8 protein-coding genes are annotated in these 17,210 nt (G+C 64.8%); 4 read left to right on the plus strand and 4 right to left on the minus strand.

What is annotated here, in order from left to right; translation table 11 throughout:
• Positions 1-25: 25 nt before the first annotated feature.
• From KI241_RS10815 to KI241_RS10830, 4 genes are all read right to left on the minus strand, one after another.
• Positions 26-3,088, minus strand: a complete 3,063-nt coding sequence (locus tag KI241_RS10815; protein ID WP_212803671.1) for an amino acid adenylation domain-containing protein — start codon at positions 3,086-3,088, stop codon at positions 26-28.
• 112 nt (positions 3,089-3,200) lie between these two features.
• Positions 3,201-4,247, minus strand: coding sequence for a TauD/TfdA family dioxygenase (locus KI241_RS10820; protein WP_042731828.1), 1,047 nt, complete (start codon positions 4,245-4,247; stop codon positions 3,201-3,203).
• Positions 4,248-4,264: 17 nt separating this feature from the next.
• Entirely contained in the window at positions 4,265-7,693 is a 3,429-nt protein-coding gene (locus KI241_RS10825) for a condensation domain-containing protein (protein WP_212803672.1), read from the minus strand.
• A 7-nt stretch (positions 7,694-7,700) separates the two neighbouring features.
• Positions 7,701-8,678, minus strand: a complete 978-nt coding sequence (locus tag KI241_RS10830; RefSeq protein ID WP_123578027.1) for a TauD/TfdA family dioxygenase — start codon at positions 8,676-8,678, stop codon at positions 7,701-7,703.
• A gap of 248 nt (positions 8,679-8,926) precedes the next feature.
• Between KI241_RS10830 and KI241_RS10835 the strand changes: the two genes are divergently transcribed.
• The 4 genes from KI241_RS10835 (at position 8,927) to KI241_RS10850 (ending at position 17,142) form a co-directional block, all read left to right on the plus strand.
• Positions 8,927-10,990 (plus strand): TonB-dependent receptor, encoded by a 2,064-nt coding sequence (locus tag KI241_RS10835; RefSeq protein WP_123578028.1) that lies wholly within the window; start codon positions 8,927-8,929, stop codon positions 10,988-10,990.
• 105 nt (positions 10,991-11,095) lie between these two features.
• On the plus strand, positions 11,096-12,517 hold the full coding sequence (locus tag KI241_RS10840) for a diaminobutyrate--2-oxoglutarate transaminase (protein ID WP_123578029.1): 1,422 nt from the start codon (positions 11,096-11,098) through the stop codon (positions 12,515-12,517).
• A 288-nt stretch (positions 12,518-12,805) separates the two neighbouring features.
• Entirely contained in the window at positions 12,806-13,960 is a 1,155-nt protein-coding gene (locus KI241_RS10845; RefSeq protein WP_123578030.1) for an efflux RND transporter periplasmic adaptor subunit, read from the plus strand.
• A 20-nt stretch (positions 13,961-13,980) separates the two neighbouring features.
• Positions 13,981-17,142, plus strand: coding sequence for a multidrug efflux RND transporter permease subunit (locus KI241_RS10850; protein WP_212803673.1), 3,162 nt, complete (start codon positions 13,981-13,983; stop codon positions 17,140-17,142).
• Positions 17,143-17,210: the final 68 nt, after the last annotated feature.

Raw genomic sequence — 17,210 nt, forward strand, 5'->3', positions numbered from 1 at the left:
ATGGCCTGGCGACGGGTGAAACCGCTCACAGGTCGGCCTCGTTCAGTTCAGCCATCAGCGCTTGCATTTCGTCATCGGACAGGCCCGAGGCGCTGAACTCGGTGCTCTGGGCGAGCGGTTCGGCGGCGGACTCGGCCAGCGGTTGCGCGACGTCGGCCATGGCGGCGATGGTCTGGCGCTCGAAGACCTGCTTGGCCGAGAGCGCGATGCCTTGCTCGTGGGCCTGGGCCACCACTTGCAGGCTCAGGATCGAGTCGCCGCCAATGGCGAAGAAGTTGTCGGTGACACTGACCGACGCCAGTTTCAGCACCTTGGCAACGATGGCTTGCAAGGCGGTTTCCATGGCGTTGCGCGGCGCCACATGAGTGCTTTCGTCGAACTGATCCGGGTCGGGCAGTTGCCGGGCGTCGAGCTTGCCGTTGGGGGTGCGCGGAAAGGTCGCCAGGGTCAGCACCCGGGCCGGCACCATGTACGAGGGCAGGCGTTCGCCCAGGAAACGCTTGAGCGCTTCGGAGTCCGGTGCATAGCCGTGGGCGGCGAGGATGTAGGCCAGCAGGCGCTTGCCGGCGGCGTGTTCCTGCACGATCACCGCGGCTTCGCGCACGTCGCTGTGGAGGCACAGCTGGCGTTCGATTTCACCCAGTTCGATGCGGTAACCGCGGACTTTCACCTGGTGGTCCTTGCGCCCGAGGAACGCCAGGCGCCCGTCCGCCAGCCAACAGGCCAGGTCGCCCGTGCGGTAGGCGCGGGTGCCGTCGGCCAGGGTGACGAAAGCCTTGGCGGTTTCGTCGGGTTTGTTGCGGTAGCCGCGGGCCAGGGTCGGGCCGGCGAGGACGATTTCGCCCGGTTCGCCGATGCCGCAGGCCTGGTCGAATTCGTTCAGCAGGCGCAGGTCCATGCCGGCGATGGGGCGACCGATGCTGACGCTGCGGTTGGGTTCCAGCACGTCGTAGCTGGCCCAGACCGTGGCTTCGGTGGGGCCGTATTCGTTCACCAGGCGCGCCTGGGGCAGGGCCTTGTGGTGCTGGCTAACCAGCGTCGGCGGGCAGGCCTCGCCGGCGACGATCCAGCATTGCAGGCTTTCGCTGCCACCGGCCCGTTGCAACTGCTCCAACAACGCCTGGTAGAGCGACGGCAGCGACAAGCCGTGGCTGACGTGATGCTGGGTCACCAGTTGCGCCAGGCGCGCCATCTCCAGTTCTTCCCCTGGCGCCGGCAGCACCAGTCGCCCGCCTTGGGCCAGGGTCCAGAAAATCCCCGCGACCGAGCTGTCGAAGGCAAACGATGACAGCAGCAGGTAGGCGCGCACTGGCGTTTCATAGGCGGCCATGCGCACCTGGGTCGAGAAACTCAGCGCGCCGTGGCTGATTTCCACGGCCTTCGGAGCGCCGGTGGAACCGGAGGTGTAGATCAGGTAAGCGAGGGCGTCCGGGTCCGGTTGGGGCAGGGGCGGCAGGTCGGCGTGGCCTTGCTCTTGCAAGTCATCGAGGACGAAGCGTTGCAGGCTGGCCGGCACGCTGTCGGCCAGGTCGGCGCTGACGACGATGTGGGCGATGGCGCTGTCGGCGAGCATGTAGGCACGGCGTTCGGCCGGGTACGTCGGGTCGATCGGCACGTAGGCGCCACCGGCCTTCAACACCGCCAGCATGGCGACGATGGCGGCGTTGCCACGGGGGAAGAGGATGCCCACCGGCACGTCGCGACCGATGCCGGCAGCCACCAGTTGATGGGCCAGGCGCGTGGCGCAGGCATCGAGGCGGGCGTAGCTGAGGTCGCCGGCCTGGTCGCTGAGGGCGATGGCGTCCGGTTGCTGGCGAACCTGGCGGGCGATGAGTTCAACCAGCGTCACGGGTTCGATCACCGGCAGGTGGGCGCCGGTATCCAGCAGTTGCGATTGCAGTGGGCCGCCCAAGGGCAATTGCGCCCAGGCTCGCTGCGGTTCGGCCAGGGCGCCCAGCAGCAGTTGCAGCCACTGCTCGCCGAGGCAGCGCACGGCTTCGGCGCTCAGCACGTGGCGATCGTACGTCAGGTCTGCCAACAGTTGGCCGGGCAACTGGCGCACGTTCAGACAGGCCTTGAGCGGGTTCATCCGCGCGTCGGCGTAGCGTTCCCGGGCGTCGCCCGAGCGCCATGCGAAGGCGTAGCCGGTGCTGAAGCCCTCGGTGTAATAGTCTTGCCAGCCGGTGCCGTGCTCGACGCTGGCGCGTACCTGCTGGCTCTGCTGGGCCAGGGTGGCCTGGGCATCCAGGTCGATGTTCAGGGGCAGGCCCTGTTCGAACAGGCCGAGGGCGCTTTCCAGCTCGACGCCACGGCTTTCATGGATCAGCGTGACCGGGACCTGTTGCTGGCCCGCCAACCGGCCGAGCACCGCTGCCCAGGCCGCCAATAGCAGGTCTGCGTTCAGGCTCGGGTGACGGCTGAGGTCGTCCGGCAGCGCCAGCGTGTGCCGTGCTGGGGCAAAACCGCTGCCGCAGGGCGCCTCAAGGGACAGCTGCAAGGTGGGCTGCTCGGTCTGGCCCAGGGTTTTCCAGAAGCGCGTGCCCGGGTGGTCCGGTTCGTCTTCAACCAGGCTCCAGCGCCATTCGGCGTAGTCGGCGTACTGCAGGGTCTCGGACAGGTCCGGTGGGGTGTCCTGCAACAGCATGTTCGCCAGCAACCTGAGGCTGGCGAGGTCGAAATGGCTGCTGGCGCCGGCCAGGTCCAGCACGGCGCGGTCATCGGACAGTTGCACCACGGTCACGGCCAGCGGCGTGGTCCAGTCCCGCGGCTGCGATGCCAGGCGCGCCAGTTCGGCCTCCTGTTCGGCGACAGGACGTTGGCGCAGGTCCACCGACGTCACCGCCAGCGAGCCGCTGTCGTCGATCACTTGCACCGGGTGGCGCAGGCCGGGCACCGGCATCAGGCGCGTGCGCAGGATCTCGCAGTCGGCCAGCAGCGTGCGCAGGCGGTTGTCCAGCGCGTCGACGTCCGTCGGGCCGGACAGCGTCCATTGCAGGTGACAGCCGTAAGGGTGCGCGGCGACGCCATTGAGGTGTGGGTAGAGGGCTGCCTGTTGCGGCGAGATACGAAAACCTTGAAGTCCGCTCATGTTCAACTCGTCTGGAAAGGGGGCTTGGATCGGGGTGACACCGCGCCCGCCGGGGCTCGCTGACCGAGAGTCGAGCGAGCCGCTGGCAAGCGGTGGGTGGACCCGTTGGAAGTCAAACGGCGACGTCGCTCGACAGCAGGGCTTCGGCCATGCCGGTCATGATTGCGCGCTTGCCGGTAAAGGGTTCGCGACCGTGCACCGCGAGCATGTTGTCGATGAACAACACGTCGCCCGGCTGCCAGCTGAATCGCACCAGCGAGTCGAGGTAGGCCGCTCGCAGCGACTCCAGTACCTGCGGCTCGATCGGTTCGCCGTCGCCGTAGAAGGTGTTGGTGGGCAGGTCCAGGTCGCTGAAGTTGCTTTGCAGCGAATCCCGGATGCGCGGTGGCAAGGTGCTGATGTGAAAGAAGGTCGCATGGTTGAACCAGACTTCTTCGCCGGTGCGCGGATGACGCACCACGGCCGGCCCGCGCTGACGGGTGCGCAGGCGATTGTTGTCCTTCCATTCCACTTCGATGCCGACGCTGGCGCAGTAGGTTTCCACTTCGCTGCGATCTTCGGACTGGAACACGCTCTGCCAGGGCAGGCCGAAACCGTCGCCATAGTTGCGCACGTACAACACGCCTTTTTCCCGGAAGCGTGCTTCGATTTCCGGGCTGATGCGGGCCTTGACCGCGCGGGTCGAGCCGATCGGCGTTTCGCCACCGGTCTCGGAAGCGAGCTGACAGTAGAAGAACAATCGCAGCGGGAAGCGTGGCGAATAGGAGTGTTCGTTGTGGGGGAAAATCATCTGGTCGGCCGGGTAGTCGGTCGAGGTATAGATGTTGCCGCCGACCCGGGTTCGGGGCGAGGCGCGGAACATGTATTCGAGGGCGCCAGGGGAGAGCGCGGCGATCACCTGGTCGAACTGCTCGACCGACGCCACGTTGAACCCGCGAAACAACAAGGCGCCGTATTGCAGCAGTTTTTGCTCCAGAGACTCGCGTTCGCGGGCGGCCCAGGCGACCAGGTCAACGCCGCTGACCGCCGGTTCGATCACCAGCGGCAGGGCGTGTTCGGGGCTGAGCAGGCGCTCGGTGACCAGTCGCTGTTCCGAGACGTTCATGGCTTTGCGACGCACGGCGCCTAGGGCGCGGGGCGATGGGGGCACGATAGACATAACGGCATCCGACTCGGTTAAAGGGGCATGGAACGACGTTTGGCTTGCAGCATCTGGCTGCGTCCGGTCTGCGCCTGGGCCTGCTGGCGCTCACGCTGGAACGCCTGGTCCCAGGCGTCGACGCGCGCAGCCAGCGCCGGCAGCGGCTCGTCCAGCTGCTGGCGAGTGTCTTCCAGCAGGCGCGTCCACAGGTGTTGCAGGCGCAAGGCACGGTCCTGGTCGAAGTATTCACCGCGGTACTTGAGGGTCGCTTCCAGGCCATCGGTGCCGTGCACCAGGTCCAGCACCAGGTGAAAATCCCCCGGCGCCTGCGCCACTTCCAGCGTGTCCAACTGCGCACCGGCGATGCTGGCGGGTGTGACGCGGGACGGTTGATAGTTGAGCTTGACCTGGAACAGCGGCGAGTGGCCGGGCAGGCGTTGCGGCGCCAGGGCCGAAACCACCAGGTCGAACGGCAGGCCCTGGTGGGCATACGCCAGACGCGCTTCATCGCGGACCCGCTCAAGAAAACCGGCCAGCGTCGGCTCACCGTGCAGGTCGCAGCGCAGCGTCAGTTGGTTGACGAAGAAACCGATCACGTCGTGGTGCTCCGCCAACGGTCGACCGCTGACGTCGGTGCCGAGCAGGAACCGTTGCTGGCCGCCCAGTTGCTTGAGCACCAGTTGGTAGTGGGCCAGCAACAGCATGAACAGGGTCATGCCGCGCTCGCGGGCCAATGCCGAGAGTTGTTCGCAGGTGGCCTGGGGCACGTTGAAGTGCAGGCTGTGTTCACCCTTGGCCTGGCCGCTGCCGCCCAGTTCGAGGGTTTGCGGCAGGCCGGCCAGATGGGCGCGCCAGAAGTCCTGCTCGGTGGCGATCCGCTGTTCGCTCCAATGGGTCGCTTCCCACTGGGCGAAATCGAGGTATTGCACCGGCTGTTGGGCGTTCGCTACACCGGCCAACTCCGCCAGCAGCACTTGCGCCGAACGCCCGTCAAAGGCGATGTGGTGCAGGGTCAGCAGCAGGTCGTGTTGCTGCGCGTCACGGCTCAGCAGTTGGGCGCGCAGCAGCGGCCCCTCGGTGAGATTGACCGGGGTGGTGTGTTCGCGTGCCAGGGCGTCGCGCAGCGCTTGCCGTTGCTGCGCCTCACTCTGCCCTTGCAGGTCGTGCCAGTCCAATGCGACCGGCGTGGCGGGCTGCACCTGTTGCTGCGGGCCGTCGATGCCATCGCGGTAGACCGTGCGCAATACGCTGTGTCGGTTGACCAAGGCGCTCAAGCGCTCGGCCAGCACCTCGATTTCAAGTGGACCTCGCAGGCTCAGGTGCAGCACTAGGTTGTGCCGGGTGTCGTCCGGGTTGAGTTGGCGCAGGAACCACAGGCGGCGCTGGGCGAAGGATTGGCGATGTTCGCTGGCGTTGTCGCGCGCCGTCGAGGGTCGCTCGGCCGCTGGCGGCTCACTGAGGAAATCCAGCAGGGCCTTGGCCCATTGCGCCAGGGTCTGCTCGCCGAACAGGTCCTGGGTGTCGAGGTTCCAACCCAGGTCCCGGTGCAGGCGTGCGGCGAAATCGGCGACGCTGATGGAGTCCAGTCCCTGGCCTACCAGGCTCTGTTGGAAATCCACGGCCAGGTACGGATTGACCTCGTGCAAGGTCTGCGCGAGCCATTGGCGGCAGGCGCCTTGGGTCTCGTGTTTCGACGCCTGGACCAGGGCCTTGAGCTGGCCTGCATCGAGGGTTTCATGCGGGGAAGGCACCGGCCCGCCGCTCTGGGCGATGATGCTCAAGGTGCCCGCCGCCAGTTGCTTGCGTGCGCCCTGGCGGGCGATCTTGCCGCTGGTGGTCATCGGGATGGTGCCGGCTTCCACCAGCACGATCTGGTCGATGCCACAGTCAGCGGCTTCACGCACGGCGTTCTGCATCGACGCGAACAGCGCCGGATGCCGCGCCGGGTCGACGAACTTGCGCTGCGGCTCGGCGACGATCACCAGTTTCTCGCGGCCCAGGACCGGGTCCATTTCCGAGAACGCGGCGATGCGCCCGGTGCGGATGCCGGGCTCGGCATCGGTGATGGCGAACTCGATGTCGTGGGGGTAGAGGTTGCGCCCGTTGAGGATCAACAGGTCCTTGAGCCGTCCGCAGATCACCACCTGGCCTTCGTGCATGAAACCCAGGTCGCCGGAGCGCAGGTAGTGCTCGGAGGAACCGACGATCTGTGCTTCAAAGGCTTCGCGGGTGGCCTCGGGGTTTTTCCAATAGGACTCGGCGTTGCTCGGGCCCTTGAGCCAGACTTCGCCGATGCGATCAGCGGCGCAACGCTCGTGGGTCTGCGGGTCGACGATGGCGATGCTGTGCAAGGCCTGCGGGAAGCCACAGGCGACGAATTCGACGGCGGCGGCATCGGCGTTCGCCAGGGCCGCGCGGCCGGTTTCCAGCACAGCCTTGTCCAGGCGCAACACCACCGGCAGCACATCCGCCGGGGTGGCGCTGACACACAGCGTCGCTTCGGCCTGGCCATAACCGGGGCTGATCGCCAGCGGGTTGAGCCCGCAGGCGGCAAAGCGCTGGGCGAAGGCATCCAGTGTGCCGGGGTGGATCGGCTCGGCGCCGTTGATGGCGTGTTTCCAGGCGCTCAGGTCGAGTTGGGCGATCAGGTTGTCGCTGACCACCCGGTTGCACAGGGCGTAGGCGAAATTGGGGGCGAAACTCACGGTGCCACGGTAGCGACTCAAGGCCTGCAACCAAGTGGACGGTGCGTTGACGAAGGTCTGCGAAGCCATCAGGTAGCAGGGCATGCCACTGTAGAGCGGCGCCAGGAGGCCGCCGATCAGGCCCATGTCGTGGTACAGCGGCAGCCAGTTGACCATGGCGCCGTGCTCATCGAAACCGTAGGCCTGGCGCATCAGCTCGACGTTGGCGATCAGGTTGCGCTGACGCACCTCGACGCCTTTGGGCGAGCCGGTGGAGCCTGAGGTGTATTGCAGGAAGGCCACGGTCGAACCGTCGATGGCCGGGCGTTGCCACTGGCTGGCGGCTGGCGTGCCCAGGTGCTGGACCGTCAGCACGTCGACCCGGCCTTGCACCAGTTCTCGCAAGCCTTCGCAATGCTCCGCCGGGGCCAGGATCAGCGCCGGCTCGGCGTCCACCACCACGTTTCGCACGCGTTCGAGGTGACGCGGTTTACGTGACGGCGGCGGGAACAGCGGCACCGCGATCATGCCTGCGTACAGGCAGGCACAGAATGCGCGGGCGTAGTCGAGGCTGCTGGGCAGCATCAGCAACACCCGGTCACCCGGCGCGTAGCGTGCCTGCAACGCGGCGGCCAGGGACTGGGACTGCTCGTGCAATTGGGAAAAGGTCAGGGTTTCGCCGATCTCTACGCCGTCCGGCAAAAAGTGCAGGGCCGCACGCTCTGGAAAATGCCGGGCGTTGGACTCCAGCACTTCGATCCACTGTTTGAATGAAAACATCTGCAATTCACGCCATGGCCACGATGACCTTGCGGTCACCGGTATAAGGATTGCGACCGTGTGCCACCAGTCGGTTATCGAGCATCAGAACGTCGCCGGGCTGCCAGGGGAAGCTGATGGCGGTCTGGCGATAGACTTCGCGCACGGTGTCGAGCATGGCGTCGGGGATGACCGAGCCATCGCCGAAATAGACATGGCGCGGCAGGTTCTCTTCACCCACCGCCGCCAGCAGGCTGGCGCGCACGCTCGGCTCGATGGCCGACACATGGAACAGGTGCGCCTGGTTGAACCAGACCCATTCGCCGGTATCGGGGTGCTGTTGCACCGCCGCGCAGCGCTGGCGGGTGCGCAGGTCGCCGTCGGCTTTCCATTCCCACTCGATGTCGTTGTCCTGGCAGTAACGCTCGACCTGGGCCCGATCCTGGGTGTTGAAGACCTTCTCCCAGGGCAGGTCTAGGGCGCCGCTGTAGTTGCGCACGTAAAGCAGCTCGCGGCGGGCGAACAGCTCACGGATTTCGTCGGGTATGCGCTGGTAGATCAGGCGGCTGTCGGCGATCGGCGTTTCGCCGCCGGTCTCGCTGGCCTTGATGCAGTGGAACCAGATGCGCGAAGGCCAGGGCCGGGTGTAGGCCTGTTCGTTGTGCAGGGGGATGAACTGGTGGGCCGGGTATTCAGTGGAGCTGTAGACCCCGGCAAAGACTTTACTGCGGGGCGTGGAGCCGAATTCGTAGCTGGCCAGCGGCGCGCCGAAGCTGGCGGCGAAGCGCTTGAAATCGATCGGGGTGGGCACGCCGAATCCGCGAAACAGGACACCGCCAACGGTCGCCAGCAGGTGGGGCAGGCGTTCGCGAATCGAAGCTTCCAGGTCGTGGATCGACTGCCCTGGTGTGGCCTGTACCAGCACGGGTAACGCCGTTGCGCTGCCATCCGTGCAAGCCAATGGAACAGGCTCGGAACGCCCGTTCAGGTGTTCGATTGAGGTCATCCTTGCGCATCCTCTTATAGCTTTTTCGACCCGTCACGACCGGAACAGCAAGGCAGTGGTCGCAGATGTAGGACGGGTCTGTAAATGTATGCAAAACAATACAGGACGGCATATTAGGTACAAATGAGAGAGATTATCAATACTATTTATTTAAATAATTTTTTGGATTAGACTCCGCTCCGCTGGCACCGAACAGCCTTCAGCCAGCTCGAAGAAAACCAAAAATATCTGTCGCAGGGGAGCGGGGCGTGAATTTCAAAAAGACTACAATTGCGTTGGCTGTGGGGTCGGCGTTGGGCCTGAGCAGCGGTGCGTGGGCGGCTGAAGAGGCCGGCAAGATGGAGATCGCTCCGATCACCGTCACCGGTGAAAAGATTGACCGTACCCTGGACCAGACCCAGTCCAGCGTGGTGGTCATGACTGACAAGACCCTGCGTGAACACGGCGACAAAGACCTGGTGGATGTGTTTGCCCGCACGCCAGGCGTCTACAGCCAGGCTGGCAACGAAAACTGGGGCATTCGTGGCGTGCCGGTATCCGGTTTCGATGACCAGGGCCCGGCGGCCCTGAACGGTGCGGTGTCGGTGTATGTCGACGGTGCCGTACAACCGAACCGCGCGCTGACCCTGAGCCCGGTTCCGCTGTGGGACGCCGAGCAGGTCGAAGTCTTCCTCGGCCCGCAATCCACCACCCAGGGCCGCAACTCCCTGGCCGGTGCGGTGGTAATCCGCACCAAGAATCCAACCTTCGAACCGAGCTTCTCGGCGCAAACCAACGTTGGTAACTACGGTGAGCATGGGGCCGCGGTTGCCGGTGGCGGCGCCATCGTCGACGACAAGATCGCCGGTCGTATCGCCGTGGACTATTCCGACGGTGACGGTTACATCCGCAACACCACGCTCGACAAGGATGCCAACCCGCACCGCACCAGCAACGCCCGCGGCAAATTGCTGATCCTGCCCAATGACGATACCGATGTCCTGCTGACCTATGCCCACAACGAACACCGCCAGGGTGATCGCTCGACCATGCGCGGTTCCGACGGCAAGCCCAGCTATTACGACATTTCATCCAACACCGAAGCCTTCGATAACCTCAAACAGGACACCGTCAGCGCCAAGATCGATCATCGCCTGAACGATGCCTGGTCGCTGACGAGCATGACCGCCAATACCAGTTCGGACTACAGCAACCGCCTGGACTTTGACCAGACCGCCGTGGACAACGAGGTCGTTCTGCGTAAGCAGGACGGTAACCTGTTCAGTCAGGAGCTGCGTCTGAATTACGACTCGGACACGGTGAAGAGTTTCATTGGTGCCTATTACGGCCATAACACCAACAAGTTCCATGACCGGCTGTTGTTCGACAACGTGCTGGCTCGCACGGTCAAGGGTGATACCAAGATTGAGAACAAGGCGGTGTTCGGTGAAGTCAACTGGACGTTCGCGCCGCGCTGGACATTGATCACCGGCCTGCGTTACGACCACGAGACGAACGATACCGACATCGAGGCAGACGGCCGTTTCGTTCCCGAGAAAATCAAAAAGTCGTTTGATGCCGTGTTGCCGAAACTCGGTATCGACTACGAGCTGGCAACGGATCAGTACCTTGGCTTCATGGTGCAGAAGGGTTATCGCGGCGGCGGTGTCAACCTGCGCTCCGGTAGCGGTCACCAAGCCTACGACCCGGAATACACCACCAACTACGAGCTGTCCTATCGCGGTTCGTTCTTCGATAAGAGCCTGCGTGCCCGCGCCAACCTGTACTACACCGACTGGAAAGATCAGCAGGTCAGCGTTCGGCAGCCCGGTAGCACCGTCATTGATATCTACAACGCCGGTCGCAGTGACATCAAGGGGCTGGAAGTCTTCGTCGAGAAAGACATCACCGAGCAGCTGACCCTGAATTTCGGCGGCGCCGTTACCGATAGCAAATACAAGGACTTCGTTGCTGACAATGGCCAGGACAGGAGCGGCGAGTCGTTCCTCTATTCGCCGAAATACAAGGCGTCGATGGGCGGTGTCTATCGCTTCGATGATCGCCTGATGTTCGGCACGGACATTGTCTATCAGAGCACTGCGCCCTCGGAGTACGAGTTCGACTCCAACGGCAAGGTCAGTGGGGAGCGTAAGAGCGACGCTTATGTGCTGGTCAACTTCAATACCGAGTACAAAGTCACCAAGAATGTCGCTGTGTCTGCCTACGTCAAGAATGCGTTCGACAAGGAATACATCACCAACAACCGCGACGACACCATCATCGACGTCGGCGCACCGCGCACGGTGGGGATGATCCTGCGCTACGACATGTAAAACCGAAGGCGCGGGGAGGCAATCTCCCCGCGCTCGAGGGTGCAGGTCAGCGATGTGTTTCCAGGCTGCAGTTCCCTTCCAAACCCAGCCTCCATGGAGGAAATCATGAGTGCTTTTTCGAATGTCACAGCGGGTGGCGCGCAACAGCTACGCCTGTTGCATACCGGTCTGTCGAGCCCTTACTGCCTCGATCCGACGCCGCTGCTGGAGCGCCAGCAACAGCAGGAATCCAACGCCCGCAGTTACCCGCGGCGCATTCCGCTGGTGCTCGAAAGGGCCCATGGCATTTATGTTCAGGACAGCCGCGGGCAAGTGTTCGTCGACTGCCTGGCAGGGGCTGGCACCCTGGCCCTGGGGCACAATCATCCGGTGATCATCGAAGCCATCACCCAGGTCATGGCGGCGGGCGTGCCGATGCACACCCTGGACCTCATGACGCCGGTCAAGGACGCGTTCGTCCAGGAAATTTTCGGTTGCTTGCCTGCCGAGTTCGCTCGCAACGCACGCATCCAGTTTTGCGGCCCAAGCGGGGCCGATGCGGTGGAGGCGGCCCTCAAGCTGACCCGCACCGCGACTGGCCGGCACTCGGTGCTGGCGTTCGAAGGGGCCTACCACGGGATGACGCTGGGCACGCTGGCCATCAGCGGCAACCTGTCGCCGAAGAATGCCCTCGGTGCGTTGATGCCGGGTGTACAGCGCCTGCCGTTCCCCCACGACTACCGTTGCCCGTTCGGTGTGGCCGGCGACCAGGCGGTCACCTTGAACGTGCGTTACCTCGAACACTTGCTCAACGACCCGGAGAGCGGCGTGACCGCGCCGGCGGCGATGATCCTGGAACCGATCCAGGGCGAGGGCGGGGTGATTGCCGCGCCGGATCGCTGGTTGCAGGAGCTGCGCCGACTGACCCAGGCCCATGGCATCCCGTTGATCGTCGACGAGATCCAGTGCGGCATCGCCCGTAGCGGCCGGATGTTTGGTTTCGAGCAGTCGGGCATCACCCCGGATGTCATCACGTTGTCCAAGGCCATTGGCGGTGGCTTGCCGTTGTCGGTCATGGTCTACAACGATTCGCTGGACGTCTGGCAGCCGGGCGCTCACGCCGGCACGTTCCGCGGCAATCAGCTGGCAATGGCGGCGGGCACCGCGACCTTGCGCTTTATCCGCGATGAAGGCCTGGTCAAGCACGCCGAAACGGTGGGTGCGCAACTGCGCAAACAGCTTGAGGCGTTGCAGAACGAATTCGCCTGGGTGGGCGATGTTCGCGGCCGTGGCCTGATGCTCGGCATGGAAATCGTCGATCCCCAGGGGGCGCCGGATGCCCAGGGCCATCCACCAGTGGACACGGCCAGGGCCAAGGCCTTCCAGCAGGCTTGCCTGCGACACGGTTTGATCGTCGAGCTCGGTGGGCGGCACGGTGCGACAGTGCGCTTGCTGCCACCGTTGATCATCACCGAGCAGGAGGTCGACTTCGTGGCGAAGATCCTGTTCCAGGCAGCGAGCAGCCTCAACGAGCGTTCAGCGCGTTGATTGAGCGTTTTCGCTGCTTGCTCGCGAAAGCGTTGGGTCAGTTAGAAGTGATGTTGGATGGGATGACGCCTTCGCGAGCGAGCCCGCTCCCACAGGGGTTGGGTGGGGATTGCACGTGATGTGTTCGCCGACATTACCTGTGGGAGCGGGCTTGCCCGCGAAAGCGGTGGGTCAGCTTGAAGTGATGCTGGATGGGATGACGCTTTCGCGAGCGAGCCCATTCCCACGGGGTATTGGGGCCTGTCGATTGCAATCGGCGGGCCTTTTTTCATTGGGCAGGGAGTGACCATGCAGAAGATTTTCGCCGCGATGGCACCCGCCTGGGTGTTGCTGGGCTTGCTGGGTTTAAGCGCGTGCGGCGACCGGCAAGCACCGGCCAAACCGGCTGCGGCGGTGCCGCAAGTGAAGACGCTGACGGTGCAGCCTCGGGCGTTCGCCATGACCACGGACTTGCCTGGACGGATCGAGCCGGTGCGCATCGCCGAGGTGCGCGCGCGGGTGGCCGGGGTGGTGCTGACCCGGCATTTCCAGGAAGGCAGCGACGTCAAGGCCGGCCAGTTGCTGTTCAGCATCGACCCGGCGCCGCTCAAGGCTGCGCTGATGCGCACCGAGGGTGCCTTGGCGCGGGCCGAGGCCGATGTCTATCGGGCCAACGCCCAGGTGCAGCGTTTCAAGCAACTGGTGGCGATCAACGCCGTCAGCCCGCAAACCTTCGACGAAGCCATGTCCGACCTCAAGAGCGCCCAGGCCAATCGCCTGGCGGCCCAGGCCGACGTGGCCAGTGCGCGGCTCAACCTTGGTTACTGCCAGGTGCGTGCGCCGATCAGCGGGCGCATCGGTCGGGCTCTGGTCAGCGAAGGTTCGCTGGTGGGGCAGGACGAGGCGACGCAAATGGCGCGAGTCCAGCAACTGGACCCGATCTACGCTGACTTCACCCAGTCCGCCGACCAGGTGGTGGCCTTGCAGCAGGCACTGGCCAGCGGGCGCCTGAGCCTCGATGGCAACGGTACGGCGCAGGTGACGGTGCAAGTGGGCAATCCTCCCCAGTTACGCCGTGGCACCTTGATGTTTTCCGACATCTCCGTGGACCGGAGCACCGGCCAGGTAACCTTGCGCGGTGAGTTTCCCAACCCGGACAACCTCCTGCTGCCCGGCATGTACGTGCGGGTGATCGCGCCGGCCGGTGTCGATCGGCAAGCGTTGTTCGTGCCGCAGCAGGCCGTGCAGCGCGGCGCCGACGGTCAGGCCCGGTTGATGCTGGTGGACGACCGTGGCGTGGTCCGTGAGCGGGTGGTCAGCACCGGCGCCATGCTCGGTTCCGACTGGCAGATCACCCAGGGCCTGGTGGCCGGCGAGCAGGTGGTGATCGAGCGGGCCGACAAGCTCAGCGCGGGGACGCAGGTCCACGTTGTCACTCTGGCCGGGCAGCAAGCTCGCCACTGACCGACCTTGGGAAGCACACCATGCCGGATTTTTTCATCAACCGTCCGAACTTCGCCTGGGTCATCGCACTGCTGATCGCCCTGGCGGGTGCGCTGACCCTGGGGCGTCTGCCGGTCAACCAGTACCCGGACGTGGCGCCGCCGCAAATCAACGTCAGTGTCGATTACCCAGGGGCGTCGGCACAGATCGTCAGCCAGAACGTCACCAGCCTGATCGAAGAAGAGCTCAACGGCCTCAAGGGCCTGCTTTACTACGAGTCCAACAGTGCCAACGGCGGTGCCGAAACCACCATTACCTTCAAGCCAGGCACCGACCCGGACATGGCCCAGGTCGATGTACAGAATCGCCTGCAACGGGTGGTCGGTCGCTTGCCCCAGGCGGTGATCGAGCAAGGCCTGGAGGTGGAGCAGGCGCGCTCCAACTTCCTATTGGTGTATGCCTTGTCCTACACCGACGACCAGCAGGACTCCGTCGGGTTGGCGGACTATGCCGCTCGCGCGATCAACAATGAAATCCGTCGGGTGGCCGGGGTCGGGCGGGTGCAGATGTACACCGCCGAGCGGGCGATGCGGATCTGGGTCGATCCGGCGCGCCTGGTGGGTTATGACCTGTCGATGAGCGATGTGGGCAGGGCCATCGCCGGGCAGAACATCCAGGTGCCGGCCGGCAGCATGGGCGAGCGGCCGGGGCCGGCGGACCAGCACATTACCGCCACCGTCATGGTGCAAGGGCAGTTGGACTCGGTGGAGGCTTTCGGCAACATCGTGCTGCGGGCCAATGACGACGGCTCCAGCGTGCGGATTCGCGACGTGGCGCGGGTTGAACTGGGGCGCAAGGACTACCGCTTCGACGCGCGGCTGAACGGCAAGCCGGCGGCGGCCATGTCGGTGCAACTGGCACCGGGCGCCAACGCGCTGGAAACCGCGGAGGCGATCAAGCTGCGGCTGGATCAACTGTCGAGCACCTTGCCGGCGAACATGGCCCTGAGCGTGCCCTACGACACCTCGTATTTTGTCGAGGTGGCGATCAAGCAAGTCCTCTACACGCTGATCGAAGCCATGGTCCTGGTGTTCCTGGTGATGCTGCTGTTCCTGCAGAAACTGCGCTATACGCTGATCCCGGCGGTGGTGGTGCCGGTCTGTCTGTTGGGCACGATGGCGGTCATGGCGCCGCTGGGCTTCTCGATCAATATGATGACGCTGTTCGGCATGGTGCTGGCGATCGGGATCCTGGTGGACGACGCCATTGTCGTGGTGGAGAACGTCGAGCGGCTGATCAGCGAGGAACACCTGTCGCCCAAGGCGGCGACCCGCAAGGCCATGCAGCAGATCAGCGGGGCGATTGTCGGCATCACCCTGGTGCTGTCGGCGGTGTTCCTGCCCCTGGCATTCATGGGCGGTTCGGTGGGGGTGATCTACCAGCAGTTCGCGATGACCCTGTCGGTGTCGATCCTGTTCTCCGGTTTTCTCGCGCTGAGCCTGACGCCGGCCTTGTGCGCGACCCTGCTCAAGCCGGTTGATCCGACGCGCCCGGTGCGCGTGCCGCGTTGGGCCCAGGGCTTCAATCGCCACTTCCAGGCCCTGGCCCGGCGCTATGACCGGCTGGGCGAACGCTGGTTGCGCCGCCGTGCCCGCAGCCTGTGCCTATACCTGGCGTTGCTGCTGGTGCTGGCCTTCGCCTATGCCCGGTTGCCGTCCTCGTTCCTGCCCGAGGAAGACCAGGGCTACATCGTGACCGATATCCAGCTGCCGCCCGCCGCCTCGGCCTCGCGCACGGACGTGACGGTCCAGGCGTGGGAAAAATATGCCCTGGCCCAACCGGCCACCGATCAGGTGCTGGCGATCATGGGCTTCAGTTTTTCCGGGGAAGGGGCCAACGCAGCGTTGTCCTACGTCACCCTCAAGGACTGGTCGTTGCGCGGCACTGGCCAGACCAGCGAAGAGGTGGCCCGGCGGGCGAACGCCGCCTTCGAGGACGTGGCCGATGGCACGCTGTACAGCGTCGTGCCGCCGCCGGTGGACGGCCTCGGCACCTCCAGCGGCTTCGATTTGCGCTTGCAGGACCTCGCAGGGCATGGGCACGAGGCACTGCTGGCGGCGCGTCGCCAATTGCTCGAGGCGGCCAAGGCCTCGCCCGTGATCGCACACCTGAGGGAGGATGGCCTGGCGGATGCGCCGCAAATCAAGGTCAGCATCGACCGCGAGAAGGCCGAAGCCCTGGGCGTGGGTTTCGAGGTGATCAGCGCGGCGTTGTCTTCGGCGCTGGGGTCGGAGCAGGTCAACGAATTCGTCAACCAGGGCCGCATGCAACGGGTGATCATCCAGGCCGACGGGGCCAGTCGGCAGACCCCGCAAGCGCTGCTGCGCCTGCAGGTGCCCAATCGCCAGGGCCGTCTGGTGCCGCTGGAAGCCTTCAGTCGGTTCGAGTGGCAGGTCGGGCCGTTGCAGATCGGTCGCTACAACGGTTCGGCATCGCTGCGCTTTTCCGGGGATGCCGCGCCGGGCTACAGCACCGGCCAGGCAATGGCCGCGTTGCAGGCGATCGCCCGGCAGTTGCCGGCCGGCTTCAGTCTTGAGTGGGCAGGGCTGTCGTTGCAAGAGCAGCAGGCCAGCGATCAGGTGCCGCTGTTGGTGGGCCTGTCGTTGACGATGGTGTTGCTGGTGTTGGTTGCGCTCTATGAGAGCTGGGCGATCCCGTTCGCGGTGCTGCTGATCGTGCCGGTGGGTGTGCTCGGTGCGGTACTGGCGGTGACGGTGATGGGCTTGCCCAACGATGTCTACTTCAAGGTCGGCTTGATCACCATCATCGGCTTGTCCGCGAAGAACGCGATCCTCATCGTCGAGTTCGCCAGGGCGTTGCACGCCGAAGGGGCAAGCCTGGCGCAGGCCGCGGCACAGGCGGCGCGCTTGCGGTTCCGGCCGATTGTCATGACCTCGCTGGCGTTCATCCTGGGCGTGCTGCCCCTGGCGCTTGCCAGCGATGCCGGTGCGGCCAGCCAGCGCGCGATCGGCACCGGGGTGATCGGCGGAATGCTGGCCGCGACCGTGCTCGGGGTGCTGTGGGTGCCGGTGTTCTATGTCGCGGTGCTGTCCCTGGTGGAACGCATGCGGGGCCGGCGCGCGGTGGTGCCTGAATCCGCCTCCGGGGAGGGGGCTTGCACCCGGCACAAGACTCAGATGTGACGTACCGCCACTCATCAACTAAATGCCAGGTTATTGATCTTGATCAAGGCAAATTCAAATTCTGCACT

The organism is Pseudomonas sp. Cab53 (genome assembly GCF_018325965.1).
Classification (GTDB): domain Bacteria; phylum Pseudomonadota; class Gammaproteobacteria; order Pseudomonadales; family Pseudomonadaceae; genus Aquipseudomonas; species Aquipseudomonas chlororaphis_E.

Excerpts from the sequence above, each read along its gene's own strand:
- KI241_RS10815 (WP_212803671.1), bottom strand. The coding sequence starts at position 3,088 with ATGAGCGGACTTCAAGGTTTTCGTATCTCGCCGCAACAGGCAGCCCTC.
- KI241_RS10820 (WP_042731828.1), bottom strand. The coding sequence starts at position 4,247 with ATGTCTATCGTGCCCCCATCGCCCCGCGCCCTAGGCGCCGTGCGTCGC.
- KI241_RS10825 (WP_212803672.1), bottom strand. The coding sequence starts at position 7,693 with ATGTTTTCATTCAAACAGTGGATCGAAGTGCTGGAGTCCAACGCCCGG.
- KI241_RS10830 (WP_123578027.1), bottom strand. The coding sequence starts at position 8,678 with ATGACCTCAATCGAACACCTGAACGGGCGTTCCGAGCCTGTTCCATTG.
- KI241_RS10840 (WP_123578029.1), top strand. The coding sequence starts at position 11,096 with ATGAGTGCTTTTTCGAATGTCACAGCGGGTGGCGCGCAACAGCTACGC.
- KI241_RS10845 (WP_123578030.1), top strand. The coding sequence starts at position 12,806 with ATGCAGAAGATTTTCGCCGCGATGGCACCCGCCTGGGTGTTGCTGGGC.
- KI241_RS10850 (WP_212803673.1), top strand. The coding sequence starts at position 13,981 with ATGCCGGATTTTTTCATCAACCGTCCGAACTTCGCCTGGGTCATCGCA.